The sequence below is a fragment of the Natrialba sp. INN-245 genome (assembly GCF_009807105.1).
Classification (GTDB): domain Archaea; phylum Halobacteriota; class Halobacteria; order Halobacteriales; family Natrialbaceae; genus Natrarchaeobius; species Natrarchaeobius swarupiae.
Genome location: NZ_WUBV01000063.1, coordinates 289,778 through 316,511, shown reverse-complemented (window position 1 = coordinate 316,511; position 26,734 = coordinate 289,778). Strand labels below are relative to the sequence as shown.

Here is a 26,734-nt window from a genome sequence, read left to right as displayed (position 1 = left end):
CTAAAACACTATTTTTAATAATGGGCGCTCCAAGTTCTCGCTCGAGATGAGACCAACGAGCGATGACTCGAGCGAGGGCGTGACGGAGGGAGTATTGTCGAGATGAGCGACGGCGGAGATCCCGACGAAACGAATGCTGGCGAAATCTCTGGCGAAATCTCTGGTGGAACTCGAGAGCACGACCGTGACGACGAGCGGGTCGTCCTCGTCGGAAAGGAGAGCGTCGGCAAGACAGCGCTCGCGGCCGCGCTCACGGGGGCGACGGCGACCGACGAGAACGTCGGCGGGTCGACCGTCTCGAGTGAGGTGTACCGAGCCGACGGCCTGGAGATCGTGGACACGCCAGGGATCACGCTCGAGGCCGACACCGAGACGACCCGCGAGACGCTCGCCGAACTCGAGCGAACTGATCGGGTCGTCCTCGTCGTGCCGGCGACCGACGTCGACCGCGATCTCGCGGATCTGCTCCCGCTCGTACAGGGGCGGACGGGATCGATCGTCGTCACCTACTGGGACAAAGTCGAGGACACCGACGGCGCTCGACAGGTGATCGCGGGGCTCGAGGACGATCTCGCGGTTCCCGTCGTGCCGGTCGACGCGCGAAACCTGTCACGGGTCGCGGCCGACGGCGGCGTTGCACGCTCCGATGCGAGTCCCGTTGGTGGCACCTCCACAGAAACCGGTGCCACCGACGCCCGATCGGTCCTCGAGGCGATCCGCGGCGGCGCGGAACTTCCCGGTGGAGCCGCGACCCACGTCGGCTGGCAGATCGAACCACCCGAAACGGTGTTCGAGCGCCCCTATCTCGGTCCGATCGCGAGTGGGCTCGTCCTCCTGTTGCCCGCGCTCGTCGCCGTCTGGTTCGCCAATACGGTCGCAGGGCGACTCGATCCCCTCGTCGGCGGCGCACTCGAGCCGGCGGTCGGCTGGGCGGCGACGCTTCCCGGTCCCCTCGCCGCAATCTTGGGCGGCGACTACGGCCTGCTCTCGATGGGGCCGTTCCTGTTCGTCTGGGCGCTGCCGACGATGCTCATCTTCGCGCTCTTTATGGGCGCGTACAAGGCCAGCGGTCTCGTCACCCGCGTGACGACCGCGCTCCATCCGGTCATGCGTCGAGTCGGGCTGACCGGCCGGGATCTCGTCCGCGTCGTGATGGGCTTTGGCTGTAACGTCCCCGCGGTGACGAGCACCCGGAGCTGTTCGGATTGTACCCGCTGTACGACGATCTCGGCGATCTCCTTTGGCTCGGCGTGTTCCTACCAGTTTCCCGCCACGCTGGCCGTCTTCGCCGCCGTCGGCATGCCCTGGCTCGTCGGCCCCTATCTGGCGATTCTCGTCGCGACGACGCTGATCTACGTCCGGCTGATCGCCCCGCCGGAAGCGCGGACGACGACGATGGCCGTCGATCGCCGGACGTTCCTCGAGTGGCCTCGCCCGCGTGCGATCTGGCGCGAGGCCAGGACGTCGCTCGCGAGCTTCGTCAGGACCGCACTGCCCGTCTTCGCGGCGATCTGTGTCGTCGCCGCCATCCTCGAGTACGCCGGCGCGCTGGACCGACTCGGCGTCACACTCGAGCCGGCGATGGGCGTCTTCGCGCTCCCGGCGGAGGCCGCGCTTCCGGTCGTTCTCGCCTCGATTCGCAAGGACGGTATCGCGCTGTTGACCGCCGACACGGCCGGCGTCGCGGCGCTCTCGCCCGTCGAGGTGCTGGTCGCGGTCTACCTCGCGGGCGTCCTGTTGCCCTGTCTCGTTACCGCCATTACGGTCGCTCGAGAGGTCTCCTGGACGTTCGTCGCGACGATGCTGGCCCGCCAGGCCGGCGCAGCGATCGGCTTTGCGCTCGTGATCGCCTGGGTCGGGACGGCGCTGTTCTGAGGACGACACTCGTCGATCTCATCCGGACGACCGTCGAGTTCGCGGTCGTCCCCCTCGATGTTGCTGCGCTCGACCGTGCTGTCTTGCTCTCCGTTTGCGAGATACCGTTCGACGTCGGCGACTGTCTCCGTCTCGAGGAGGACCTCGAGGCGTCGTTCGAACTCCGCGTCGAAGAGTTCGCCGTCGGCGTACCGGGCGCGGAGTCGCTCGAGCGCGGCGGCGGCCTCTTCGTCCGTCGCCGCCTCGGCGTCACCCGACTCGTCCTCCGGCCCACGCAACGCGGCGGCGAGCTTTCCGAGTAGCTCCCCGCCGAAGACGAACGCGAAGATGGCGACGATGATCGCGAGACTCGTGTCGATCGCCGCGAGCCCGACGAACGCGAAGAGGATCCGACGACGACGACGGCAACCGGCATCGACAGCTCCGTCCCGGACCAGTCTCCGGCCATACACACGTGTTTGTGAACGAACACAAAATGGGCTGGCATCGGTCTCACGGCCGATCGAGACGGAGAAAATGTGAACGGTGCTGGACCGGATGGCAGGAGTTAATACTCCCGACCTGTGCAATAATAATCGGTGTAGTGGACTCGATGCTCGAGTGTGTCATCGTCGGCGGCGGCATCCACGGAACGTACCTCACACAGCGGCTGCTCCAGGACACCGCCCTCGAGCGCGAGAATCTCCTGATCGTCGATCCGCACGATCGGTTGCTCGCGTCGTTCCGGCAGAAAGCCCGTGCCTGCGAGATGGACGCCTTGCGCTCGACGTTCGTCCACCACGTCGGGACCGAGCCGTTCGGCCTCGAGAGCTTCGCCGAGGCTCGTGACCGCGAGGACGAACTGCTCCCGACGCCCGGCTATCCGCGTCGCCCGTCGCTGTCGCTGTTTCTCGACTACGCCGACGCCGTAATCGACGGCAACGACCTCGAGTCGCTCCATCGCCGCGCCGCGGTCGAGTCGATCCACCGTGACGGCGAGGCGTTCGAACTCGAACTCGCCGACGCGGACGGAAGCGTCACCGAGGCGCTCGAGACCCGGACCTGCGTGCTGGCGATCGGTCACGGCGGTCGCTATCGTCGGCCGTCCTGGGCGGCCGGCGTCGACGGCATCGACCACGTCTGGGACGACGAGTTCGACCCCGACGTACGGGCGACAGAGACGATCGTCGTCGGCGGGGGGATTACCGCCGCCCAGCTCGCGACCTGTCTCGCCGACCGAGAGTCAGTGACGATGCTCTCGAGACGTCCCCTCGAGACGGCGACCGTCGAGGCCGACCCGCGCTGGATCAACTGGAATCACATCGAGCGTCACCTCCATCGCCACCCACCAGGATCGCAGGCGCGATACGAGACGATCCGCGAGGCCAGAAACGACGCGACGATTCCCCAACCGCTGTTCGACCGCCTCGAGACGGCGATGGACGAAGAGTCGCTTCGAGTTCGTCACGGAGACGTTCGCAGCGCTCGTCGTGTGGACGGTCGCACTCGTCTCGCACTCGCGGATGGCGGCTGTTGCAGCGCCGACCGCGTCGTCCTCGCCACCGGCTTCGCTCCCGTCTTCTCCCATCCGTTCGTCGACCGGGTTGCCGACGCGCTTGGACTCGAACGCGGCTTCCGTGGCATGCCGGTGCTATCCGACGAGACGCTCGCCTGGCGACGCACGGACGGCGAGACGAGTCGGCTCTTCGCCTCCGGCGCGCTAACCGCAGGCACCGTCGGGCCGCTCGCCGGCAATATCGCGGGCGCACGCCGGGCAGCCGACCGCCTGAACCCTGGCGTCGAGTCCGTCGTCGATTCGACCCGCCTCACCCCATAACCCGAGACCCACATCCCGTCCCCGTCGCTCTCTAACCCGGGATCCACCCCGTCTCTGTCGCACTGTAACTCGAGATCAACTCCGTCTCTGTCGCTCGAGATCCGCATCGTTTTATTCTCGTGTTCGATATTGGGGTATATGAGCAAGATCGGCCCGGAGCAACTCGAGACGGAACTCTCGAGTGAGGAGCCACCGTACGTTCTCGACGTTCGACCGCGCGAGGCGTATCAACGCGAGCACATCGACGGCAGCCACAACGTTCCCGTCTACCACGACCTTCGCCGCGGTGACGAAGCGGAGTTTCGCCGAACACTCTCGGACGTCCCGGCCGATACGACCGTCGTCACGGTCTGTAAGGCAGGTATCGTCGCCCGCAAAGCGACGACTATTCTCGAGGACGAGGGGTACGATGCGGTGACGTTGGCCGGCGGCCAGCGCCGCTGGAACGGCTACCAGAACGGATCGTTCGGTTACCGGCTGCGATCGGCTCTGGTCGGATTGCTCCCGTAGTCGGCTCTGGTCGGATTGCTCCCGTAGTCGGCTCTGGTTGGATTGCTCTCACATATCGTTCACGTACACCGCGGGGGATATCCACGATCGTGTAACACCGAGCAAAGGCGAAAGCGTTTTTGAGCACGGTTACGGGTTATCAGACGATGACCGCCTACACCGCGACGGTGACGGTTCGACTCAAACACGGCGTGCTGGACCCCGAGGCCGAGACGACCAAACAGGCCCTCGAACGGCTGGGATTCGACCTCGGGGGACTTCGGTCGGCTGACCGCTTCGAGATCGATCTCGAGGCCGAGTCGGCCGACGCCGCCCGCGACCGCGCCGACGAGATGGCCGAGCGACTGCTGGCGAACCCGACCATCCACGACTACGACGTGGAGGTCGACGAACGGTAGATGACCGTCGCAATCATCAGATTCGGCGGCTCGAACTGTGACCGTGACGCCGAGCGCGCACTCGAGCACCTGGAGGTCGACGCCGAGATCGTCTGGCACGAGGACGGGCTTCCCGAGGACACGACGGGTGTCGTCCTCCCCGGCGGGTTCTCCTACGGCGATTACCTCCGTGCCGGCGCGATGGCTGCCCGATCGCCGATCCTCGAGGAGGTTCGCGAGGCCGCCGCCGACGGCGTTCCGGTGCTCGGCGTCTGCAACGGCGCACAGATCGGCTGTGAGTCCGGTCTCACCGAGGGTGCGTTCACCACGAACGAGAGCGCGCGCTTCCAGTGTGAACACGTCTACCTGCGGGTCGAACGCGACGACACGCCCTGGACCGCCGCATACGAGGAAGGCGAGGTTATCGAGGTGCCGATCGCCCACGGCGAGGGCCGCTACGAGATCGCAGACGACCGCCTCGAGGAGCTCGAGGCCGACGACCGGATTCTGTTTCGCTACTGTGATGCCGACGGCAAACTGACCGAGGAGGCAAACCCCAACGGATCGAAGAACAACGTCGCCGGCGTGCTGGGCGAACGCGAGACGGTCGCCGTCCTGATGCCCCACCCCGAACGCGCGACGCTTCCCGATATCGGTCCGACCGACGGCCAGGGAATTCTCCGCGGATTCGACGGCGCGAGCGGGGCGTAGTCCGATCTCCTGTCGTGAGACGGGCCGACTGTGGGGGCCCCTCGAGGGACGAGGCGACTCGAACAGTAATGTCACTGGAGTTCTTCGCCACGAATAGAAGCGAGTGACTTTCACGTGAACGAGCCCGAAACGCGCGTCGTCTACGTCGATCCCGATCCGGAGGTGACGATACAGCGGGCGCTTGCCGGTCTCGACGCGACGGTCGAGATCGTCGAAACGGCCGAACGGTGTCTCTCTCGGCTGACGAGCGGTCCCGTACACTGCGTCGTAACCGCCGCCACCCTCCACGACGCCGATTGCGTGGAGTTCTGCCGGCAAGTGAGCGCACACGACCCGGACGTGTCGGTCGTCGTCTGCCCGGCCGATGGATCCGAAGCGCTCGCGGGAGAACTCCTCGCAGCCGGAGTCGACGGCTACGTCCCACGGGAACAGGGACGAGAGGTCGTCGAGGCACGGGTCGCCGACGTACTCACGACGACCGAATCGTCGTCTGACTTCCTCGACGACCCGACGCATGCGGACGCACTCGAGGTTCTCCACGAGACGACCCGGGAACTCCTCCGGGCCGAGTCGACCGAGGAGATCGCGTCGATCGTCGTCGAGGCGACCGAGCGGGTGCTCCATCGCCCCCTCACCGGCGTCCGGTACTACGAAGAAGATACCGAGACGCTCGAGGTGGCGGCGACGAGTGTAGCACTTGCGGAGCGAACGACGGAGATGCCGAGCGTCGGTCGTGGCGATCACGTCATCTGGGACGTCTTTGCGGCCGGCGAGCCCGCGATCGTCGAGGACGTCTCGAGCATCGAATTTCCCTACCACGTCGAACGATCGGTCGACAGTGCGGTGTTTCACCCGCTTGGAGAGCACGGAACCCTCGCCGTCGCGACTACGGACGGCCTCGACGTCTCGGCGATCCACCTCGTACACGTCCTCGCCGTGGCGGCCGAAGCGGCACTCGACCGAGCCGACCGCGAACGCGAACTCGTCGATCGGAAAGCGAAGATCGAAACCCTCCACGCCGTCGCCTCGGATCTCGACGACTGTCGCACCCATCAGGACGTGTACGATCTGACGGTCGAGGCCGCAGAGGACGTCCTGAACTTCGACGTCTGCGTCGTCGACGTCGTCCGGGATGGAATGCTTGTAAAGCAAGCGATGTCCTCCGAGTTCGACGGCAACGAACTCAAGCTAATGTCGATCGACGAGGGGATTGCCGGAAAGACGTATCGCCACGGTCGTACGTATCGCGTCGACGACCTCCGGGCGGACGACGACGCACAACCACACCGACCCGAGTTTCGATCGGTACTGAGCGTCCCGATCGGTGACCGCGGCGTGTTTCAGACCGTCTCGAGTCGCTGCGGGGCATTCGAGGAGGAAGACCAGGAACTCGCCGAACTGTTGCTCTCTCACGTCAGCGACGCGCTCGAACGCATCGACTTCGAACAGCGACTCCGGACCGAACGGGACCGCTTCGCCGCGCTGTTCGAGAACGTCCCGGACGCCGTCGTCGTCGGCCGCCACGACGACGTCGACGCCGACCCGACGATCCAGATGGTCAACCCGGCGTTCGAACGAATCTTCGGCTACGACGAGTCGAAACTCGTCGGCGAACCGCTCGACGACATCATCGTCCCGCCGAGCCAGACCGACGACGCCCGGACGTACAATCGACTCAGTACTCACGGTGAGGTGATCGAGGACGAAGTCAAACGACGCTCCGTCGACGGATTGCGCGATTTCATGATGCGACTCGTCCCAGTGGAGACCGACGGGACGTCCGAGACGGTGTTCGGCGTCTACACCGACGTCACCGAACGCAAACGGCGGCGAAAGCGCGTCGAAATCCTCAATCGCGTGTTGCGCCACGACCTGCGCAACGGGATGAACATCGTCGGCGGCTGCGCCGAGATGCTCGCCGAAACCGCCTCCGCTGAGACCGCTCAGTACGCCGAGACGATCCAGGAGCGAGCCGACGAACTCGTGGAACTGGCCGAGAAGACCCGTGCGGCCGAACAGACCCTCGAGCGCGGCGAGTCGGCGGCCGAGCCGACCGACGTTTCGGTTGCGGTCGAGAACGCGCTCGCCCAGATCGAGCGGGAGTTCCCCGACGCCGACGTCGACCGATCGCTCCCCGATCGGTGTTTCGCTCGCGCCGACGTCTCCTTCGGGGCGGCAATCTATCAGGTTCTCGAAAACGCGATCGAACACAGCGACCAGTCGACATCCACGGTCGACGTCTCGCTCTGTGACCGACCGGAGAACGGGTTCGTTCGGCTGTCGATCGCCGACGACGGGCCCGGCATTCCCGACGAGGAACGGGAACTCCTCGAGGAAGACCGCGAGATCACCCAACTCAGACACGCGAGCGGACTCGGCCTCTGGCTGGTCGACTGGGCGGTCACCCAGTCCGGCGGTCGACTTCGGTTCGAGGAGAACGATCCGCGAGGCACCGTCGTCGTTCTCGAGGTACCGCGAGCGGAACGCGAGTCGCCCGACGCGCTCGCGGACGGGCCAGCCCACGGCGAGGACTGATCGAGCTTCGAGACGTCTACGCGGATCGCACAGTTATCAGGGTGCGTACAGGGAGTAGGCGATCACGAGGAAGCCGGCGAGCATCAACAGACTCTCGAGCAGCAATCCCAGTCGAAGCGGCACGCTGAGTATCTCGTAGAGCATGCCGGCAAGGACGAGTCCGAGCGTGACGAGTCCGAACCCGCCCGCGAGATAGCCAAGCGCCCGCTGGCGGGTACGCTGATAGGCTCTGTACGCGAAGAAGGTGATGACGCTGCCGACGACCAGCACGAGCGTTTTGACCACCGCCAGCGCGACCGCCGTCGACGTCCCGATGGCGTCCGGACTCATCCTGGCATCTGACTCGAGATTAGTGACGACCGACAAGTAGTTTCCGTTCGCCTCGTCGCCGTACCGAATCTTCAGTCCGATCGTCGTCACGCGTTCGCCGCCACACCGTAACGTTTCCGTCCGTCGGGAGTGACTTTCCCCCATGACGAGACTCGTCGAACTCGAGGCGACCGGCCCGCGAAAGCTCGATTCGGACGACGTCGACGACGAGAAGGGGAACGTCGCCGTCTGTCAGTGTGGCCTCTCCGATTCGTTTCCCTTCTGTGACGGCAGCCACCGGCGGACGCGCGACGAAGCCGACGGCGAGACGTACGTCTACGACGACGACGGCCGGAAACGGCTCGAACGCGTCGTTACGAGTGGGGACGAGAGCGGTGGGACCGGCGAGTCCGATCGAAATGACTGACCGGCGAGTCCGATCGAAATGACCGAGCGGCACTGGCGGATAAGCGTCTGCCGTCCGCCTCGAGCGTAATCTCGAGTTCGGGTTCGGAGCGACCGCCTCGAGGGAGAGGCGTTCAAATCGATCGCGCCGAGTTCGCGACGACTAACGCACTGCTCGCGGCCATCGCGACGGCGGCGAACAGCGGGTTCAACAGGCCGGCGATCGCGAGTGGAATCGCGACCGCGTTGTAGACGAACGCCCAGCCGAGGTTCTGGCGGATCCTGCTGTTCGTCCCGCTCGCGACGTCGAACGTCTCGGCGACCGCCGTCAGGTCGTCGCCCAGAATCACGGCGTCTGCCGCGTCCGTCGCGAGCGTCGTCGCGTTCCCCATCGCGATGCCGACGTCCGCGGCGGCCAGCGCCGGTGCGTCGTTGCTCCCGTCGCCGACCATCGCCACCGTGCCGCGAGCCTGGAGTCGTCTCACCGTCTCGGCTTTGGCTTCGGGTGGAACGCCCGCGAAGACCTGGTCGATCCCATCGACGGCCCGAAAGCGGTCGGCCGACGCCCCCTCGTCGCCAGTGAGCACGACGACGTCTCGTCCGTCGGCCAGCGTGTCGACAGCCTCGAGCCAGCGCTCACGCGGCGCGTCGCCGACGACGATGACGCCCCTGACCCGGCCGTCCCAGCCGACGGCGACCGGAACGTCTCCCCGAGTGTCGGCGTCGACGATCCGCGACTCGAGTTCTTCGGGAACCGTCAGTCCGCGCTCGTGACACCACTCCGGATGACCGACGGCGACGCGTTCGCCGGCGACCACGCCGCTGACGCCGCGACGGTCGCGTTCGAAACCCTCGACGTCGACCGCAAGTTCGCCGGCGAATTTCCCCTCGACGGTGGAGTCGGTTCCGTCGGCTTCGTCGGCCACCGCCGCCGCTTCGGTCGCGATCGCGGCCCCGATCGGGTGCTCCGAGAGCGACTCGACCGCGCCCGCTCGAGCGAGCACCTCCCCGGCCGAGTCGTCGCCGGTCGACCCGTCCGGCGTCTCGACGACGACCTCCTCGACGCTCATCGATCCCGTCGTCAGCGTCCCGGTCTTGTCGAGGACGACGACGTCGACGTCAGGGGCGTCCTCGAAAAGCGTCTCTGCGACGACGACGATCCCCCGTTTCGCTGCGGCCTGGACGCCGGCGGCGATCGAAAGCGGCGTCGCGAGGCCGAGCGCGCAGGGACAGGAGACGATGACCACGGTCAGCCCGACCAGGAGGGCACTCGAGACGCTCGAGCCCGTCGCGAGCAACGTCGCGGTCGCGACCGTCGCGAGGACGAGGACGAGCGGGACGAAGATCGTCGCGAGTTTGTCGGCCAGCCGCTGGACGCCCGGGCGCGAGCTCTGGATCGACCACATGATCGAGACGAGCCGATCGAGGGTGCTCTCGGCGTCCGCGCCGACCTCGAGGACGACGGGGGCGTCGGTGACGACCGTGCCGCCGCGGACGAGGTCACCGGGCCCCTTCTCGGCGGGCAGCGACTCCCCGGTGACCAGCGACTCGTCGACCGCGGCCTCGCCCTCGAGGAGTTCGCCGTCGAGCGGGATTCGTTCGCCCGGCCGTACGAGGAGCCGATCGCCGGGTTCGACCGCCTCGATCGGGACCGTCTCGCCGTCGACCCGCCGGGCCTCGTCGACGCGCTGTTCGGTGAGATCGGAGAGCAGCCCTGCCGCCCGCCGCTTGATCCGCTCCTCGTAGTACGTTCCCGCCGTGACGACGAGGATGATCGCGACGCTCACGTCGAAGTAGAGGTCCGTCCGCCCGAGCGACATCGCGAGCGTGCTGTAGGCGTACGCGCCGACGGCCGCGGTGGCGACGAGCAGATCCATGTTCGGCATCCCGGCGCGCAGGCTGACGAACGCACCCCGCAGGATGGGATAGCCCGTATAGAAGAGGACGAACGACGTCATCAGCCAGATGTTCACCGCGAGATAGTAGCCGTCGTAGCCGCCGAAGTCGACGACCGGATCGTAGCCGAAGTAGGTCGGATACAGAAAGACCGCATACCACACCATCACCATCATTCCGAACAGGCCGCCACCGATCAGGAACTTCACGAGCGCCTGATCGCGACTCGAGTCGTCCGCCTCCGTCCCGCGTTCGCGGGCGGTGTAGCCGTAGCCGGAGACGATCTCGGGGAGGTCCTCGGCCTCGAGTCGATCGGGATCGTACGCGACGCGAACCGTCTCGGTCGCGTAGCTCGCTTCGACGGCCTGGACACCCGCCGTCGAGGACGCCGTCGCCTCGAGAAACGCCTCGCAGGTCGAACAGTGCATCCCCTCGACGGCCAGAAACGCCTCCTCGCCGTCGAACTGCTCCGGGTCCGACTCCGCATCCGGGTCGGACGCCCCCTCGAGTCGCTGGCGAACCTTCCGTTCGACGCCGTCGTCCCCCACACCGTCGAGTGTCCGGTGGACCTCGAGACAGCCACGACAGCAGAACGTTCCGGAAACGTCGGGTTCGGTGATCGGAGTCGACGGCGTCGGGAGCGAACAGAGAGTACACTCGTCGTCCGGATCACGCGACGCGGCGTCGTCGGCTTCGGCCCCGTCGGGAGCGAGGGGCACACTCGACCTGTCGCTGGATCCGGCGTTGGGGTCTGTCATCTGTCGAGTGAGTATCCTCGAGGGCGTCCCGGTCGGTGGTGTACAGCTCCCGATCGGACGTCCGTCGACTGTACGCCTCCCTCATCTGTCGAGCGTTCTCGCCAGCCGATCAGCCGTGACCCGCCACGAGGGCATGCGACCATCGACGCTACGACGTCCCCGACGACCGCCGCTCCGGCTCGTGGTGGCCGTCGACGGGGCCGAACGCGACGTACAGACAGCCGAGAATGAACACGACGTTGACCGCGGAGACGGCCGCCGCCACCAGCGAACTCCCGAGTCCGTACCACGCGACCGGAACGAGCGCGAGCAACCCGACCGGGAGCGATATACGCGGAGAAGCTTCTTCGAGTACCATACGCGAGGGTAGCTGTCGGAACGTGTTAATACTGCCCCCGTTCCTACAGAGTGGGAATTGGTTTAGTGGTTAAGCGCTGGTCCTACAAACTCCACGGTATGAGTCAACCGACCGAAGAGCCGGTATCCGAACCGCGCGCGGAGGGAATCCGCGAAATTGGACACGATGAGTTCGATCCAGTGGGGACGCTCGCGTTAATCGGGCTCTACTTTCTCATCCTGATCGGGCTCTGGTTTTTCATGTACTTCGTCGAATTCCTCGGAAACGATCCGACGGTCGTCGGCACGGCCGTGGTGACACTTGCATGAACATTCACACCTACGAGAAACTGTGGCTCGTCGCGGCGATGTTGTTGATCGTCACGTTCATCGCGACGATCACCTACGGCTCGGTCGGCCTCGGGATCGCGATGGTCGGCGACCAGCAGCCGACGGTCGAACCAACCGAACTCAGCGACGACGAACGCTTCGGCGACCCGCGCGTCGAACAGGTCGGTGAAAACGAGTACGAAGCCTACGTCGTCGCCCAGACGTTTCGATACCAGCCCGACCCGATCGAAGTCCCGGAAAATAGCCAGGTGACGTTCTACGTCACCGCCAGGGACGTCATCCACAGCTTCAGCATCGTCGGCACCAACGTCAACACGATGGCCATCCCCGGCGAGATCGCCGAGATGACCGTCGAGTTCGACGAAGTCGGCGAGTACGGTGTCGTCTGCAACGAGTACTGTGGCCCTGGCCACCACGACATGGAGGGCGAACTCCACGTCGTCCCCGCCGAGGAGTTCGACCTGGTCGACCACTCGGTGGACACACCGACCGAGGTCGAACCCGACGACGAGGCCGAGTTCACGGTCGAAATTCGGAACCGCCAGCTCGACGATCTCGAGACGACGGTCGTCCTCGAGGTCGGCGACGAGACGCTCGAGGAAGAACTCGTCGTCGCCGGCGGCGAAACGTCGGAGACGACGATCGGCGTCGACGCCGCGGACCTCGGCGAGGGCGACCACGACTGGACGATCACCGTCGACGAGTTCGAGGAGACCGGGACCCTGAGCGTGGTCGATCCAGACGCCGAAGACGACGATAGAGGTGACGACGATGAGTAACGCGTACATCGACGAGTTCCCCGCGGAAGCGAAGATCGTCCGGGCCGCGTTCTACAGTTCGTTCCTCGCGCTGGCACTGGGTGGTGTGTTCGGGATCATCCAGACGCTTCACCGGACCGACTTCCTCCGGTTTATCGACTCGGTGGACTACTACACCGTCCTCACTGCCCACGGCGTCTTCCTCGTGATCTCGTTTACGATCTTCTTCCTCGTCGGGATCTTCACCTGGGCGATAACGACCAGCCTCGACCGTGGCCTCGAAGACATCCGATTTAGCTGGGGCTGGTACTCGCTGATGGCGGTCGGAATAACGCTGACCGGCGTCGCGATCCTGGCTGGCTTCACCGACGCGACCGACATTAGCGCATCGGTTCTGTTTACGTTTTACGCCCCGCTACAGGCGCATCCGATGTTCTACCTCGGACTGGTGCTGTTCGTCGTCGGCACCTGGCTGGCCGGCGCCGACTGGTTCCGTTCGTGGTGGGCCTGGAAGACCGAGAACCCCGACGAGCGGATCCCGCTGCCGACGTTCATGGTGTTGACGACGATGCTCATGTGGTACATCGCGACGCTGGGCGTCGCCGTGGCGATCCTCGCGTTCCTGTTACCGTGGTCGCTCGGCTGGATCGACACCGTCAATCCGCTGCTGACCAGAACGCTGTTCTGGTTCTTCGGCCACCCGGTCGTCTACTTCTGGCTGATGCCGGCGTACATGATGTGGTACGTCATGCTCCCCAAAATCTCGGGCGGGAAACTGTTCAGCGACCCGCTCGCCCGCGTCGTCTTCGTGCTGTTTCTGGTGCTCTCGGTGCCGACCGGAATCCACCACCAGTACCTCGACCCCGGCATCGCTGAAGGGTTCAAGTTCATCGCGATGACGAACACGATGTTCCTCCTGCTACCCAGCCTGCTAACCGCCTTCACCGTCGTCGCCAGTATGGAACACGGTGCCCGCCAGCGCGGCGGCGAGGGCTATTTCGGCTGGCTGAAAGCCCTCCCGTGGCGTGATCCCGTCTTCACCGGCATGGCGCTGGCCGGCCTCATGTTCGCCGCCGCCGGCTTCTCGGGCATGATCAACGCCGGCATGAACATCAACTACCTCGTCCACAACACGTTCTGGGTCGTCGGCCACTTCCACCTCACCGTCGGCACCGCCGTCGCACTGACGTTCATGGCCGTCACCTACTGGTTCCTCCCACAGGTGACCGGCAGGGCACTGTGGAACCGCTCGGTGGCGCTTGGACAGGTCGTCCTCTGGTTTATCGGTATGACGTTCATGTCCAACGCAATGCACCGCGGCGGCCTGCTCGGTATCCCGCGTCGAACGGCCGAACCACAGTACGAGGGCTTCGAGTTCGAGGCCGCCGTCGGCAGCGTCGCCGAACTCGACGCCCAGATTGCCCTCGGCGGCGTGTTGCTGACGCTCTCGCTCGTCCTGTTCTTCGCGAACGTGATCGGCACGGCACTCAACGGCAAAAGCGACTCCCTCCCCGCCAACGGGTACGCCGAGACACTCTCCGGGCCCGAGGACGCCCCGCTCGTCCTCGACAACCTGAAACTCTGGACGGCCATCGCCGTCGTCCTCGTGATCTTCGCGTACACCTTCCCGCTGCTGAGTATCATCGAACGCGGCGGCCTCTTTGGCCCCGAAGTCATCCCGTTCCCGCTCACCCTCGAGTCGGTGACGACGGTCGGGATCGCTCTCGAGACCGTCGCCACCGAGACGGTCGACGGCGCGACGTCGGCGCTCGTGGGGGTGATCCGGTAATGCGTATCTCCAAGGCGGCGTTGCTCGTCGTCATCGCATTCACCGTCCCGATCCTCGTCGAACTCCGGACGGTACTCGCCTGGGTCAACGTCGAACTCACCGTCCTCGAGTCGGTGACACTCGGCGTCGCGATGATCCTCGCGATCCTCGTCTGGGCGCTGTGGCCCGAAAACGGCGAGAGCGGCCACTCGAGTACCCGGTAACCGACTACCAGGTCTCGATTCGCCCCGACCGAACGTCTTCTACACAGCCCTCGCAGTCCGGATGTCCCTCCTCGTAACAGGCAGGCCGGTACTGCTCGTCGAGTTTCGCCCCACGCCGCTCGGCGTAGCGTCGACAGACGATCTTCGCCCGTCCTTCCTCGTCGGACGGAAGGCTCCGGGCGTGTTTCGCCACCTGATACGCCTCCCGGGCCTCCGATAACTGTTCGTCGGTCGACTCGCGTAGCTGTTCGTACTCCTCGCCTGCCTCCTGAAGCTTCGACCGCAGGAATCGCTCGAGTCGACGACGATCCGCCATTACCCCCTGGTTCGGTCGCCTGCCCCATATACTGTTTGACGCACGAGGACCGACGGGGATCGCGTAGGTGTACTGACGTCTCTGGACTCGAGACAGAGAGTAAGGGTTAACTTCAGCCCGTGGTTCTCTCGAGACGAGGGCCCTTAGCTCAGTCTGGTAAGAGCGCTCGGCTCATATCGTGGTCGCACGCCAGTGCGGTTGTGTGGGATACCGAGTGGTCGATGGTTCGAATCCGTCAGGGCCCATGGAGCGAGCCGAGCAATTCGCGAGGCTCGCGGAATGGATCGCTGACGATTCGAACTAGACGACGGCGAGCACAGCGAGCCGTCGGCGTAGTTACGAATCCGTCAGGCCCCATCCAGTAACTGCACGATTCTGAGCCAATGCGTCTGTACGGTACAGGGCTTGTATCCCTCATTTTCTGATTTTGCGTGGTGATTGGCCCCCGAATCATGTGCGGAGTTCATCCAGCTGTTAGACGCGGGTCGCTGTCGTCGTCCGGAATCTCGAGAAGTGAGATGATCAATCTACAATGGCTTCGTAAAATCCTCTCTTAGCCTGTGAGTTCCTTGGAACGGCCAGACACAGATTTGCGTGATAAGCAAGGAGTTAGAGAATATATTTTGAGTGGGGGAAGGAATATATGGGCTACTCCCGTCGATGGAAGTATGACAGACAACACACGCCGCGAGGGCCCACCCCCATTCGACAGACCGTTCGAGGATGAGGACACGAAGCAGCGCGTATACGGGACGGTGTTGCACGCTCGAGAGCCGATGACGGCCGCTGAGATCGCCGAACAAGCAGACTGCTCAGCGGAGTCGGCACGGACCCACTTGTCGTTCTACGCGGACCTCGGCATCGTTATTCGGCATGAGGGGCGACCAGTCAGGTACGAGCGCAACGATGACTACTTCGAGTGGCGACGAGTCAACGAGTTGGCGCGGGAGAATACCGTCGACGAGTTACAGGCTCGCGTCTCAGAGCTGACCGACCGAATTGAGGTGTATCGAGACGAATACGGCGTCAATTCACCGGCCAAGGTCGACGTCCTCGAGTTCGACGCGGCGCGGATCGACGATGTGTATGTCGAACTCAGTGATTGGGCCACCGCTATTGAGGAGCGTCGTCATCACGAACGCGCTCGGAGAAAGGCCGCCAGTTCAACGGCTCCGTCCCACAGCTGACATGGGACCGGTGAACGACGGTCGGAGCCCTGCGCCGATCGACCGATCGGTGTTAGAGCGACTTCGATCCCAATTTCTCGGCAGCCGTATGTTTCAATCGGCAGAAATCGTCACGACTGGGAAGCTACACCTTCGTGTCGACCTGTCCGACGAATACTACCCGGGCGAGGTGTCCGCTCGTCTCGAGATCCGGTGGTACCGAAACGACGATTTCAACATCCACTATCAGGAAAAACGACAAGATAGGGAGTGGAAGTGTCGATGGGATCGCCATCCAAACGCGCACAATTCGAGAGATCACTTCCATCCGTCGCCGGCTGCGAGTCGCAATGACGCGAAAAACGAGCAGTGGCCAGGTGACCATCGAGACGTGAGCCGTCTCGTCCTCGATCGCATCGAGGAACGAATCGAAGCACTGTGGGAGCAACAATAGGAAGGGAAAGGGTTCTGTGGCTCGTGTCCGCGAGCATGGTCCAAAACCAGACGCCTGGATCGATTCGAATCCAACCCGACGAGGGCGACGAGTGGCGATACGACGCCATCGAGAAAGCCGCGACGTTCTACGACTGCAACCGATCGAACGCCGTTGCGTTCGCTTGCGAAGGCGTCCGCACGCTCGTTCGCTCGGCCCGTCGCGTCCTCGAGCGCGCGGTCCTGACTCGAGCAATGACCGCAGATATCGACACCGAGGTCGTCGATACTGATTAGTGCTGAAACTACGCTCCGTCGTATTTCCAGTTTTGACCGTTCTCAGGATGGTTTGGTGACCGGTATCGAAATCCAGAGAGTGCACGCGAAAACGTCTCCCATGATCCATCACGTACATGTTCCATAGCACAGCGATCACTATCGCAATCAATCATCATCCGGTAGTCCTTTCCGCGTTTTGTTGAGAGATAGACGATTGTCTTGTCCTTCCGTTGATCAGCGTCGCTTTTGCTTGTTCGAAAAATCCGTTCGACATACTCGATCGTGAACGGTTCTGTTCGTTGAAGGGTGTAGATGCTGCCCCCTTCCTCAATAGCAGCGAGGTCGTCGTACATTTCTTCGGGAGTCTTTGGATAATTTGCTTCCATTTTGATACCAATCTCGATAGAAGTGTCATAGGTGAATATACACCACGTATCTAACTAGTAGGTTTGTAAGAAAGTAAGCCAGAAAACCAAGTCTGTCGAGATTTTTGCCTGTTCAGTCTCGCGATGATCGCCGCCGGCGTACCAGCGGAGCAGCGGAAGATCGCTCGAGTGATACGGATTGCTGTAACGTTTTACCGCTGACACCCCAGACCGGTCGCGGTTTCGGCGGTAACGATTTACAGTAAACCGTATGAACCATCTTGTCACGAGGATCGGTAGTCCAGATCGATCATGCGGCCGGTAGACGACGAAACAGTACCAGTCATCATGTGGACGGAGCTTTTGGTGGTACTATCGGTAGAGCGTTCAGTTTCCAGGCCGGCCGTCGCTATGCTCGAGCATCGGACACCCTCGTCACGGACACCCCACGGCGTCCGACGGAGGCGAGTGACAGCGTATCGGCAAGACGACGTTCGGCGCCAGGTTTCGGCGACCGTCTCGCCGCGAGTGCAACATCTTCGATGAGCACACGTAACACAGGATACACCGAAATACACAATATTCTGTGTTCACATAGATTCCTGTATGCCCAGTATCACCGTCAACGTGGATGATGACCTCAAAGAGCGAATGGAACGGCACCCGGAGATCAACTGGAGTGAGGTCACACGACAGGCCATCCAGGAGAAAATCGAGACGCTCGAACTGATGGACGAACTCACCAGCGAGAGCGAACTCACCGAGCGCGACGTTCAGGAAATCGCCGATACGATCAACGAACGTGGACGCGAGCGCGTCGAAGAAGAATCGACGTAGATTCGACGAATGAAGCTGGTCATTGACGCCAACGTCGTCATCTCTGCACTCATCGCTGATTCGAAAACGCGGGAACTCATCGTTACACTCGAGCCGGATCTCTTGACGCCAGCGTTCGTCCACGACGAACTCGAGAACTACGAAGACCTGATCGTGGAGAAGTCCGGAATGGAGCCGGACCGAGTGGCACAGTTTATCGACCTCCTGTTTCAGTACATCGAGGTCGTTCCTGCCGACGACTTCTATCCGGCTATCGAGACAGCGGACGCAGCAATCGGAGACACCGACCCCGACGACGTGCTGTACCTCGCGTGTGCGATCGCCAGCGATGGGGGCATCTGGAGCGACGATTCTGACTTCGACGAGCAGAATCTGGTCGAGACGTACTCGACGAGTGACGTGATCGAGTCATTCGACACGCTCTAGCTCGACAAATTTGTTTCTCAGGGCGCAACGCAGAGAGGGGTAGTTCAAGAGAGTTCAGCAGACAGCACGCCTACTTCGTCAGTGTTCTTCGCTGCCAGGAAGATCTCGCCGTCGCTGCCGAACTCTTTCGCGTTCCAATCATTGATCGTAATGACGGTCAAGTACCGTCTCGCCTGCGTCCCTATCACTGACCACGTTTTCAGGAACGTCCGATTTGAGAAATGAGTAATCGCGCCCCGACGGACAGGACAGGGGGCTCAGCGCGGAGGGACACGCATGTGTGCGTTCCGTCGGTAGCGCGTCGCAATCATCGAGATCCTGATCCTGGGGCCAGCGGGTTGGCGGCGGGTCGCGGTGGTCGAGCCGACAGATCGGGACAGCAATCCGTCTCAGTGCTCGCCGGGAAGAATGTCACCTAGCGAACCGCCGACGGCCATCGCGGTGAAGATCACCGACACCTGACAGAGACTCACCCAGAGGTCGGTCCAGTCGACCCGTCCCCACAGCGTCATCATCGCCGCGGCAGTCGCGAACGCGATGGCGAGGACCCACACCGGACGCCGTGGAATCACGCCGAGATACGGATCCGTGATGCGGACGTCGCGAAAGTCCGCGACGTAGAGGATGCCGACGACCATCGCGACGGCGAGTCCGACGTTCACGGCGAAGAACGCGGGCGTCTCCGCGAGGAACTCGCCGATCTCGATGACGCCGTCCTCGACCAGCAGCGGCATCCCGATGACGACGCTCCCGACGAACGCCTCCGCTTTGTCCCTGCCGGTGAACTCGGTGATGACCCGGCTGACCGTCCCGTTGTGTGAGAGTCGATCGACCACCGTCTTCGTTCGGCGAACCTCCGTCCGTTCCGCCGGATCGTCGACCGTCTCCTCGAGCGTCTCGAGTTGATCGTAGAGGTCGGTCATCGTCACATCCCCTGGCCCGTCGTCTGACCCGAACATGCACGGTCGCTCTCGCTCCCGAACGATATACTGTTGGACTCGGGTCCGGTGTGCTGTTGGATCGCAAGCGCGATCGTCAGCGCCGTTCGGTCGAAAATCCACACAATCGAACGTCTGAAACCGACATCGTTTTGCGCCTACGGGTGTCATTCGTCCGGATATGAAACACGTCCAGGGGCCGCTGTGTACGATCGACGTCGGCGAACGTTCCGTCGAAACCGAATCGGTCGACGGTCTCCTCGAGCGCTCGGTCGGCGGCCGGGCGCTGGGAACCAGACTCGCCCACGATCGGATCCCGTTCGACGCCGACCCGCTCGGACCGGAGAACCGGCTCTACCTCGCGACGGGGCCGCTCCAGCACTCGACGATGAGCTTTACGGGCCGGATGTCGGCGACCGCGCTGTCGCCGCTGACCGACGGGTTGCTCTCCTCGAACGCGGGTGGGTTCCTCTCGCGAAACTTCACCGGGACGGGCTACAGCGCCCTCGAGGTCACCGGCTCGAGCGACGAACTCCTCGTCGTCCACGTCACCGACGAGGGCGTCGAGTTCGAATCCGTCCCCGACCTGGCGGAGGCGACCGTCTTCGAGACGTGCGAGTACATCGAGGACGAACACGGTCTCGGTGCCGAACACACCGTCGTCGTCGGTCCCGCCGGCGAGAACGAGGTGCGATTCGCTTCGATCATGACGTCGAAAGAACGAGCGTTCGGCCGCGGCGGACTCGGCGCTGTCCTGGGATCGAAGGGGATCAAGGCGATCACGTTCGATGGCGACTCGACGAACGAGGTCGAGATTCCGCCGATCCAGATGGAGATCCACGGCGAGGCCGCCCAGTCCGATCACATCATGAAACGCCAGGGCACGTCGTCGGTCGCGTCCTACGCCGACAGCGTCGAGGCCCTGCCGACGCGGTACTTTTCCGAACTCTCGTTCGAACATATCGACGACATCGACGGCGACCGGATCGAGGAGAAAAAGTACAAGAAAGGGACCTGTTCGGCCTGTGCGTTCGCCTGCAAACTCCCGACGAAAGACGACGAAACCGGTCTCGAGACCGAGGGGCCGGAGTACGAGACGCTGATGGCCTTCGGCTCGAATTCGGGTGTCGACGACATCGTCGACGTGATGAAATCGAACAAGCTCTGTGACGAACTCGGGCTCGATACGATCTCCGCGGGCGACGTCGTCGCGGCCTACCTCGCCAGCGAGGACGAGTTCGGCAACGCCGAGTTGATTCACGAAACTGTCGAGAAGATCGCCTACCGCGAGGGGATCGGCGACACGCTCGCGGAGGGCGTCGACCGGGTCCACGACGAACTCGGCGTCGAGAACTGGACCGTGAAGGGAATGGAGTTTTCGGCCCACGACGGCCGTACCCTGAACGGACAGGGGCTCGCCTTCGCCACCTCGAATCGCGGCGCCGATCACATGTACGCCGAGTTCTACCCCTACGAGTACCCGCTGGTTGACGCCGAGGATGCCTTCGAGAAGGAGGGTGTGGAGGGCAAACCGCCGAAGATCGTCGAGCTCGAGAACGTCAACGTGATCAAAGACAGCGCCGTCCTCTGTAAGTTCTCGCGGAGCTTCGTCGACGAGGAGCGACTCGCGACGCTGCTCGACGCCGACTACGACGAACTACTCGAGATCGGCAGCGAGATCGTCGCCCTCGAGCGCCACTTCAACAACCAGCGCGGCTTCGACCGAAGCGACGACGCGCTCCCCTACGACGACCAGATCCCCGGCTTCGAGGAGGGACTCGAGGAGTACTACGCGGAACGCGGCTGGAACGACGACGGGACGGTTCCCGACGGAGCGGTCGACGGAGGCGGCGTTCCGGCCGACGACTGATCGTCGGTCGACTCGGTTTTCGGCCGTCAGTTCGGTCTTTTCATATCTGGCCGCTGTCAAGTTCACAGGCCCAGAAGGCCGAGCTGGAACAGCTGCCACGTGAACGCGAGTCCGAGGACGGCGAGCGCCGTCTGGTGGATGCGCCCCCGTCTGCTCCAGTAGCCGTGGTCCCACGCGAGGGCGGTTCCGATCGTTGTCGCGACCGCGAGCGCCGCGACGAACGGCGGGAGTGCGAGCGCGACGCGGAGCGAAAGCGGCATTGTGACGAACGCGAGTTCGCCCGCAGTCCCGAATGACGCCACGAACAGCACGACGAACGCGAGCGAGACGACAGAGAGCGCGACTCCGGCGGCTCGAGCGAGCCACGAGCGACTGCGGAACCGCGACTCGAGTCGGCGTCGGATCGCTCTCGCGGTAGTGCCGTCCCCCTCGCCGCCTGCGCTTCCGTCCGCCTTGGCGCCCACACTCTCGTTCCCGTCGCCGCGCGCTCGCGTTCGATACCGGCCCCAGCCGCGCCAGATCGCGAGGCCGATCCAGCCCAGGATCGACAGGGCGAAGCCGGCGAGTGCCGCGCCGACGGTCCCACCGACGACGGTCGTCCGCTCGTGGGCCGCGACCGGATCGAACGTCGCCATCGGCGCGCTGTTCAGGTGGACCGCCTCGACCGTCCCGTCGTCGACCTCGGCGACGAGGGTGTCGTCGCCGTCGACCTCCTGATAGACGTACGGCTCGGTCTCGACCCACTCTTGCTCGTCGAACCCGAGCGTGTGGCTCTCGAGGCGGCCGTCGTCGGTCGCGTCGATCGACAGCCGGGTGACGACGCCGAGTGCCTGCTCGGGCCCGTCGTCTGGCACCATCGAGAGTTCGTACTCGCCGTCGACCGTCTCCGCGCGCTCGAGTGGGGTTCCGTCGCCGTCATCGGTGCTCTCGATCGGTTCTTCGGGTGCCGTCGGTGTGGACGTGAGATCGTACGCCCCCAGGATCTCGTCGGCGACGTCCGACGGGGGAGCCCCCTCGTTTCGGACGTTGTACGACACGAAGACGCCGACGTCCTCCTCCGGCGCGAGGACGAGTTTGGTGGTCTCGTGGAGCGTGCCGCCGGAGTGGGCGATCAGGTCGTCCTCGGGCGGGCCGTACTCGTAGAAGCCGTACCGCCAGTCGGTGAGCGCGGGGTGGCGCTCGTGGTGGACGTCGTGCATCGTCGCGGCCGTCTCCGGCTCGAGGATCCGGGCGTCGCCCGCGGCACCGTCGCCGAGGTGGGCGCTCGTGAACGCCGCCATATCGGTCGCGGTCGCGCTCATCGAGCCGGCGGGTCGCCAGTTGATGTAGACCCGATCGTCGCGCTCGACGCCGTCGGCGGTCGGCATATGCGGCGCCGCGAGTTCGCCCGGCTGATCGTCGGGAACGGGCTGGGCGAACGTGCTGTGGTCCATCTCGAGTGGCTCGAAGATCTCCGACTGGACGTGCTCCTCGAAGGTGGTGTCGTGGGCCTCGGCGACGACGTGGCCGGCGAGCATCGTTCCCCAGTTCGAGTAGCGGGGCTCCTCGCCGGGCGGGCTGACCCGTTCGGGCTGGGTTTCGACCAGCGCCGTCTCGAGGCTGGTCACCTCCTCCGGATCGTCGACCATTCCCGGGTTGAGCTTCGTGTCGAAGCCGGCGGTGTGCGTGCCGAGGTGACGAAGCGTCACGGGCTCGTCGTACGTCTCCGGAATCTCGACCGCCGAATCCTCGAGGTAGGTGTTGACGTCCTCGTCGAGGTCGAGCGTCCCGTCCTCGACGCCCTGCATCACGGCGGTCCACGTGACGAGTTTGCCGACGGAGCCGATCATAAACGCCGTCTCGTTCGCGCGGACCGGCTCTCCCGTCTCGACGTCGGCCTCGCCGTAGCCCGTCGCGAGGACCGTCTCGTCGCCCTCGACAACGGCAACGGTCGCGCCGGGAACGTCGTGTTCGGCCATCTCCTCGGCGATCAGGTCGTCGACCAGCGCCTCGAGTTCCTCCTCGTCGTCGAACACCGCGTCGCCGTCGGACGGCGCGTCGGTTTCCTGCGTCCCGGCGGAAGTATCCGCGGCCAGCACCGGACCGGAAGCCAGTACCGGACCCGAAACGCCTGCGATCAGAAGCGAGACCACGACGACAGCCAGCAGCACGGACGAAAGCATCGACCGGCCGGCAGCGCGAATCCGATCGGATCGGTGTGCGGGTGAACGTCTCATCTCGTTCGTTCCATCGGACGGGACCGTCAAAGCGCCTCGAGCACGACTTCAGAGGATGAAACCGTCGTCACGCCTATATATCCACTCACCCTGCACGTAGCTATCGTGAGTGAGGAGCGTCTCGAGGAAGTCGCCGCCCTGCTCGAAGACGAGACGGCACGGCGCATCCTTACCGAAACGTACCGAGAACCCATGTCAGCGAACACGTTGAGCGAACGGTGTGGCGCGTCGAAACCGACCGTGTACCGTCGGCTCGAGGATCTCCGTCGGTGTGATCTCCTCGAAGAGCGGACGCGTCCGGATCCCGAGGGCGGCCACCACCACACGGTGTACGCGACGAACTTAGCGCGGATCGTCGTCGAGATCGACGACGACGGCATCGAGTTCCGAATCGATCGACGGGAGAACATGGCGGATCGATTCACCCGCCTGATCGAGGGGATGTGAGATGCTCGAGACTCCACTGCAGGTACACGAGGTGTTTCGTGCGGATCAGTTCGAACTGGCGATGCTCGGGATCAACGTCCTGAAGGGGATCCTCGGGTTCGTGATCGCCTACATCGCCTACCGGGGCTACCGGCGAAACGAGAGTCGCCCGATGCTCTATCTCTCGACCGGGTTCGTCCTCGTCCTCGGCGTTCCGTTCGTCTTCTTCGTCGTCGCGATCTCGCTCGTTGCGGCGATTGGCCCGTCGCCGGTCGTAGAACAGGGGGTCGTCGCGGCCTCCGAACTCAGTCAGGTGATCGGTCTGCTCGTTATCGTCTACGCACTTCGGATGTGACGTTCGCCAGCTCTTTCATCGTCTCTTATCGACCTGTTTCGTCCCGTCTTCGGGCGTCTTCGTCGACGTGTTGCGATCGTCCCCGCGCGACCGCAGCGGCGCGTCGTCGGCACGCGAGGGGTGAATGTTGAAGTTGTGCCCCCTGTACGGATCGGTCTCCGGGTCGTACGACAGCTCGCTTCGCTCGAAGATGTAGACGAAAAACCCGAACAGAGGGATACAGAACGTGATCGCCGCCCACTTCCACGGCGGCTCGAGCCCGACGCGGCCGGCGTCGTAGTAGGCAAACGCCGTCAGGCCGAGGTGCCAGGCAATCGGAACGCCCACGATCACCGCGAGCAAGATTGCGTCCATACCGGCCCTAGGGCTCGAGCGTACTAAACTAACGGCCCATCACCGACCGGTCTGGAACGACGTCGCCGACCGCTTACTCGACCTCGAGTTCGATCGCCGCCCCCTGGCCGAAGCCAACACAGAGCGTCGCCAGTCCGCGGCCGCCGCCGCGCTTTTCGAGTTCGTGGATCAGCGTCACCGGCAGACGCGCGCCGGAGGCACCGAGCGGATGGCCGATCGCGATCGCGCCGCCGTTGACGTTGAAGACGTCTGGATCGATACCGAGTTCGTCCCGCGAGTAGATCGCCTGGCTCGCGAAGGCCTCGTTGAGTTCGACGAGATCGTAGTCGGCGATCTCGCGGCCGGTCCGCTCGAGTAAGCCCTTCGTGGCGGGAACGGGACCGATCCCCATCACCCGCGGATCGACGCCAGCGACGTTGTTGGAGCCGACTTCGGCCAGAATCTCGAGGCCGTGTTCGTCGGCGAAGGTCTCGCTTGTGACGAGCAACGCGGCCGCGCCGTCGGAGATCTGGGAGGCGTTGCCGGGGGTGACGGTTCCGTCGGATTTGAAGACGGTCGGCAGTTCGGCGAGTTTCTCGGCGGTCGTTCCGGGTCGGAGTCCCTCGTCCTCCGAGACGGTGCCGTCCTCGGTCTCGATCGGGACGATCTCGTCGTCGAAGCGGCCTGACTCGGTCGCCTCGACCGCACGCTGTTGGCTCCGTGCGGCGTACTCGTCTTGGGCCTCGCGGCTGACGTCGTGCCGTTCGGAGACCGTCTCCGCGGTCATTCCCATCTGGAGTTCGCCGATGTTGTAGAGTTCGGCCATCCGGGGATGGACGTTGTGCGTGTTCTCGCCCATCGGCACGCGGCTCATGTTCTCGACGCCGCCGGCGACGATGGCGTCGCGGTTGCCCGCCGCGATGGCGTCTGACGCCGACATCAACGCCTGCATCGAGGACGCACACCAGCGGTTGATCGTCGTCGCGGGGACGCCCTCGCCGAGTTCCGAGAGCAACGCGATAACGCGGGCGAGGTTGTTGCCTTGCTCGCCGCGTTGCTGTGCACAGCCCCACATCAGGTCGTCGATCTCCCCCCCATCGAGTCCGGTTTCGGCGAGAATCTCGTCGATCAACGGCACGGAGAGATCTTCGCTCCTCACGTCCGCGAACGCGCCGTCCTCTTTGCCCTGTGGCGTCCGTACCGCCTCGACCACGACCGGTTTCTGTGCCATACCCTACCGAACGCCGCTCACGGACTTAAATCCGGGAGAACCTCACGAAACTCGAGTCCAGTTTACAGTTCAACAGCGACCGCCGCGTCCCCGGTCGAACCCGAGAACAATCCTTATCCCACGCGTCTCGGAATAGGCCTCCATGAGCCACGGACCGGACGCACCGGAGTCGGAACGAACCGCCTCGTCCGACTCGAGTGCGGACGACGACGAGAGTCGAAGGGCAACGGAAAACGACGTCGAGGAGGGGGCCGGTGGAGTCGGCGAAAAAACGGACGACGTCGACGACGGTGCCGGTGGAGTCGCCGAACGAGCCGACGACGCGGCGGGCGCGACCGGCGACGGTGACTCGAACGACGACGGGCCGATGCCGGACGTTCCGGACCCCGAGTCGGAAGAGTCCGACGTTCCCGAAGACGTCCAGAAGTACGCCCGGTTCACGAAGATGGACGGCGCCCAGTACGACCGGGTCAACGAGTTCCTGCGGGACCGAACCTATATCACCGCCCGCGAGTGGGCCATCGCCCGCCTCTGTTCCGATTTTCGCACGGAAACGGGCGTCGAGATGACCAAGATCGGCGAGAACCTGCCCGAACTCGTCCCCTTTATGACCGACACCTACACGCCCCAGGCAGTGAACCAGGCCCGATCCTCCTTCGAGGACAAGGTCCGGACGGCCGGTGCAACCTTCCTCTACGGCGCGATGTGTGATTTCTTCACCGCCGAGGAACTCGACGACGTGATGTACGAATCGACCGAGGTCGCCAAGTTCCTCCTCGAGGTCGAAGGCGTCGACCTCTCCGTCGAGGACGAACTCGAGGCCGAAGAGCGCATCTCGAGCGTGATGCGGGAGGTCCGCGAGGCCAGCGAGGAACTCAGGGAGCAAGCGGACGAGGAGTAACGGACGACAGCGAA

At 64.1% G+C, this 26,734-nt stretch carries 27 protein-coding genes, 1 tRNA gene and 1 pseudogene; 20 read left to right on the top strand and 9 right to left on the bottom strand.

Translation table 11 applies throughout. The features are described from left to right. Nucleotides 1-102 precede the first annotated feature (102 nt). The 6 genes from GRS80_RS18080 (at nt 103) to GRS80_RS18050 (ending at nt 7,824) form a co-directional block, all read left to right on the top strand. Nucleotides 103-1,875, top strand: coding sequence for a nucleoside recognition domain-containing protein (locus tag GRS80_RS18080; RefSeq protein ID WP_160048759.1), 1,773 nt, complete (start codon nt 103-105; stop codon nt 1,873-1,875). Between the two features lie 592 nt (nt 1,876-2,467). Beyond that, nucleotides 2,468-3,691, top strand: coding sequence for an FAD/NAD(P)-binding protein (locus tag GRS80_RS18070; RefSeq protein ID WP_160048758.1), 1,224 nt, complete (start codon nt 2,468-2,470; stop codon nt 3,689-3,691). 138 nt (nt 3,692-3,829) lie between these two features. Then, nucleotides 3,830-4,201, top strand: coding sequence for a rhodanese-like domain-containing protein (locus tag GRS80_RS18065; protein WP_160048757.1), 372 nt, complete (start codon nt 3,830-3,832; stop codon nt 4,199-4,201). Nucleotides 4,202-4,347: 146 nt separating this feature from the next. Further along, on the top strand, nt 4,348-4,599 hold the full coding sequence (gene purS / locus GRS80_RS18060; protein WP_160048756.1) for a phosphoribosylformylglycinamidine synthase subunit PurS: 252 nt from the start codon (nt 4,348-4,350) through the stop codon (nt 4,597-4,599). Then, the gene (gene purQ, locus GRS80_RS18055; RefSeq protein ID WP_160048755.1) at nt 4,600-5,289 is read left to right on the top strand and encodes a phosphoribosylformylglycinamidine synthase I; all 690 of its coding nucleotides are present in this window, start codon (nt 4,600-4,602) and stop codon (nt 5,287-5,289) included. Nucleotides 5,290-5,403: 114 nt separating this feature from the next. After that, nucleotides 5,404-7,824 carry a GAF domain-containing protein gene (locus GRS80_RS18050; RefSeq protein WP_343161644.1) on the top strand — a complete coding sequence of 807 codons (2,421 nt, stop codon included), beginning with the start codon at nt 5,404-5,406 and terminating at the stop codon, nt 7,822-7,824. 36 nt (nt 7,825-7,860) lie between these two features. Here GRS80_RS18050 and GRS80_RS18045 read toward each other — a convergent pair whose 3' ends face one another. Further along, nucleotides 7,861-8,154, bottom strand: coding sequence for a hypothetical protein (locus GRS80_RS18045; RefSeq protein WP_160049075.1), 294 nt, complete (start codon nt 8,152-8,154; stop codon nt 7,861-7,863). A 142-nt stretch (nt 8,155-8,296) separates the two neighbouring features. Here GRS80_RS18045 and GRS80_RS18040 point away from each other — a divergent pair, with 142 nt between their 5' ends. Then, nucleotides 8,297-8,560, top strand: coding sequence for a CDGSH iron-sulfur domain-containing protein (locus GRS80_RS18040; RefSeq protein ID WP_160048754.1), 264 nt, complete (start codon nt 8,297-8,299; stop codon nt 8,558-8,560). 112 nt (nt 8,561-8,672) lie between these two features. Here GRS80_RS18040 and GRS80_RS18035 read toward each other — a convergent pair whose 3' ends face one another. Beyond that, nucleotides 8,673-11,192, bottom strand: a complete 2,520-nt coding sequence (locus GRS80_RS18035) for a cation-translocating P-type ATPase (RefSeq protein ID WP_160048753.1) — start codon at nt 11,190-11,192, stop codon at nt 8,673-8,675. Nucleotides 11,193-11,340: 148 nt separating this feature from the next. Continuing rightward, nucleotides 11,341-11,550: a cytochrome-ba3 oxidase subunit gene (locus GRS80_RS18030; RefSeq protein WP_160048752.1), complete on the bottom strand. Its 210-nt coding sequence runs from the start codon at nt 11,548-11,550 to the stop codon at nt 11,341-11,343. 98 nt (nt 11,551-11,648) lie between these two features. Here GRS80_RS18030 and GRS80_RS18025 point away from each other — a divergent pair, with 98 nt between their 5' ends. The 4 genes from GRS80_RS18025 to GRS80_RS18010 are packed head-to-tail and all read left to right on the top strand — an operon-like array spanning nt 11,649 to nt 14,629. Continuing rightward, complete coding sequence (locus GRS80_RS18025; protein WP_160048751.1) at nt 11,649-11,858, top strand: hypothetical protein; 210 nt, start codon at nt 11,649-11,651, stop codon at nt 11,856-11,858. After that, entirely contained in the window at nt 11,855-12,658 is an 804-nt protein-coding gene (locus GRS80_RS18020; RefSeq protein ID WP_160048750.1) for a cytochrome c oxidase subunit II, read from the top strand. The genes GRS80_RS18025 and GRS80_RS18020 overlap by 4 nt, the downstream gene beginning before the upstream one ends. Then, on the top strand, nt 12,651-14,426 hold the full coding sequence (locus GRS80_RS18015; RefSeq protein WP_160048749.1) for a b(o/a)3-type cytochrome-c oxidase subunit 1: 1,776 nt from the start codon (nt 12,651-12,653) through the stop codon (nt 14,424-14,426). Before GRS80_RS18020 ends, GRS80_RS18015 begins: the two co-directional genes overlap by 8 nt. Continuing rightward, nucleotides 14,426-14,629: a CbaC protein gene (locus GRS80_RS18010; RefSeq protein ID WP_149079750.1), complete on the top strand. Its 204-nt coding sequence runs from the start codon at nt 14,426-14,428 to the stop codon at nt 14,627-14,629. The genes GRS80_RS18015 and GRS80_RS18010 overlap by 1 nt, the downstream gene beginning before the upstream one ends. Nucleotides 14,630-14,633: 4 nt before the next feature. Here GRS80_RS18010 and GRS80_RS18005 read toward each other — a convergent pair whose 3' ends face one another. Continuing rightward, nucleotides 14,634-14,945, bottom strand: coding sequence for a hypothetical protein (locus GRS80_RS18005; RefSeq protein ID WP_149079751.1), 312 nt, complete (start codon nt 14,943-14,945; stop codon nt 14,634-14,636). A 137-nt stretch (nt 14,946-15,082) separates the two neighbouring features. Here GRS80_RS18005 and GRS80_RS18000 point away from each other — a divergent pair. From GRS80_RS18000 to GRS80_RS17985, 3 genes are all read left to right on the top strand, one after another. Continuing rightward, nucleotides 15,083-15,190: transfer RNA gene (locus GRS80_RS18000), tRNA-Ile, on the top strand. 423 nt (nt 15,191-15,613) lie between these two features. Further along, complete coding sequence (locus GRS80_RS17995) at nt 15,614-16,132, top strand: transcriptional regulator (RefSeq protein WP_160049074.1); 519 nt, start codon at nt 15,614-15,616, stop codon at nt 16,130-16,132. 468 nt (nt 16,133-16,600) lie between these two features. After that, nucleotides 16,601-16,840: a hypothetical protein gene (locus GRS80_RS17985; RefSeq protein WP_160048747.1), complete on the top strand. Its 240-nt coding sequence runs from the start codon at nt 16,601-16,603 to the stop codon at nt 16,838-16,840. Between the two features lie 422 nt (nt 16,841-17,262). Here GRS80_RS17985 and GRS80_RS20880 read toward each other — a convergent pair. Then, a pseudogene (locus GRS80_RS20880) lies at nt 17,263-17,610 on the bottom strand (hypothetical protein); the annotation flags it as partial. 183 nt (nt 17,611-17,793) lie between these two features. Between GRS80_RS20880 and GRS80_RS17980 the strand changes: the two are divergent. Together GRS80_RS17980 and GRS80_RS17975 are read left to right on the top strand one after the other, a co-directional pair. Beyond that, nucleotides 17,794-18,024, top strand: coding sequence for a hypothetical protein (locus GRS80_RS17980; RefSeq protein WP_160048746.1), 231 nt, complete (start codon nt 17,794-17,796; stop codon nt 18,022-18,024). Between the two features lie 9 nt (nt 18,025-18,033). Continuing rightward, nucleotides 18,034-18,450: a PIN domain-containing protein gene (locus tag GRS80_RS17975; RefSeq protein WP_160048745.1), complete on the top strand. Its 417-nt coding sequence runs from the start codon at nt 18,034-18,036 to the stop codon at nt 18,448-18,450. Nucleotides 18,451-18,839: 389 nt separating this feature from the next. Here GRS80_RS17975 and GRS80_RS17970 read toward each other — a convergent pair whose 3' ends face one another. Beyond that, entirely contained in the window at nt 18,840-19,409 is a 570-nt protein-coding gene (locus GRS80_RS17970) for a DUF2391 domain-containing protein (protein ID WP_160048744.1), read from the bottom strand. Between the two features lie 160 nt (nt 19,410-19,569). On the opposite strand from GRS80_RS17970, the gene GRS80_RS17965 reads away from it, so the two are divergent. Further along, the gene (locus GRS80_RS17965) at nt 19,570-21,258 is read left to right on the top strand and encodes an aldehyde ferredoxin oxidoreductase C-terminal domain-containing protein (protein ID WP_160048743.1); all 1,689 of its coding nucleotides are present in this window, start codon (nt 19,570-19,572) and stop codon (nt 21,256-21,258) included. A gap of 62 nt (nt 21,259-21,320) precedes the next feature. Here the strand turns inward: GRS80_RS17965 and GRS80_RS17960 are convergent, their stop codons facing one another. Next, nucleotides 21,321-23,474, bottom strand: coding sequence for a serine hydrolase (locus GRS80_RS17960; RefSeq protein WP_160048742.1), 2,154 nt, complete (start codon nt 23,472-23,474; stop codon nt 21,321-21,323). 105 nt (nt 23,475-23,579) lie between these two features. Here GRS80_RS17960 and GRS80_RS17955 point away from each other — a divergent pair, with 105 nt between their 5' ends. Both GRS80_RS17955 and GRS80_RS17950 read left to right on the top strand, forming a co-directional pair. Further along, on the top strand, nt 23,580-23,921 hold the full coding sequence (locus GRS80_RS17955) for a winged helix-turn-helix domain-containing protein (protein WP_343161643.1): 342 nt from the start codon (nt 23,580-23,582) through the stop codon (nt 23,919-23,921). A gap of 1 nt (nt 23,922) precedes the next feature. Continuing rightward, complete coding sequence (locus GRS80_RS17950) at nt 23,923-24,255, top strand: hypothetical protein (protein WP_160048741.1); 333 nt, start codon at nt 23,923-23,925, stop codon at nt 24,253-24,255. 15 nt (nt 24,256-24,270) lie between these two features. On the opposite strand, the gene GRS80_RS17945 is transcribed toward GRS80_RS17950, so the two are convergent. Together GRS80_RS17945 and GRS80_RS17940 are read right to left on the bottom strand one after the other, a co-directional pair. Further along, on the bottom strand, nt 24,271-24,609 hold the full coding sequence (locus tag GRS80_RS17945) for a hypothetical protein (protein ID WP_160048740.1): 339 nt from the start codon (nt 24,607-24,609) through the stop codon (nt 24,271-24,273). A 73-nt stretch (nt 24,610-24,682) separates the two neighbouring features. Then, nucleotides 24,683-25,819, bottom strand: a complete 1,137-nt coding sequence (locus GRS80_RS17940) for a thiolase family protein (protein ID WP_160048739.1) — start codon at nt 25,817-25,819, stop codon at nt 24,683-24,685. Between the two features lie 142 nt (nt 25,820-25,961). On the opposite strand from GRS80_RS17940, the gene GRS80_RS17935 reads away from it, so the two are divergent. After that, entirely contained in the window at nt 25,962-26,720 is a 759-nt protein-coding gene (locus tag GRS80_RS17935) for a DUF5806 family protein (protein WP_160048738.1), read from the top strand. The last annotated feature ends 14 nt before the right edge of the window (nt 26,721-26,734 follow it).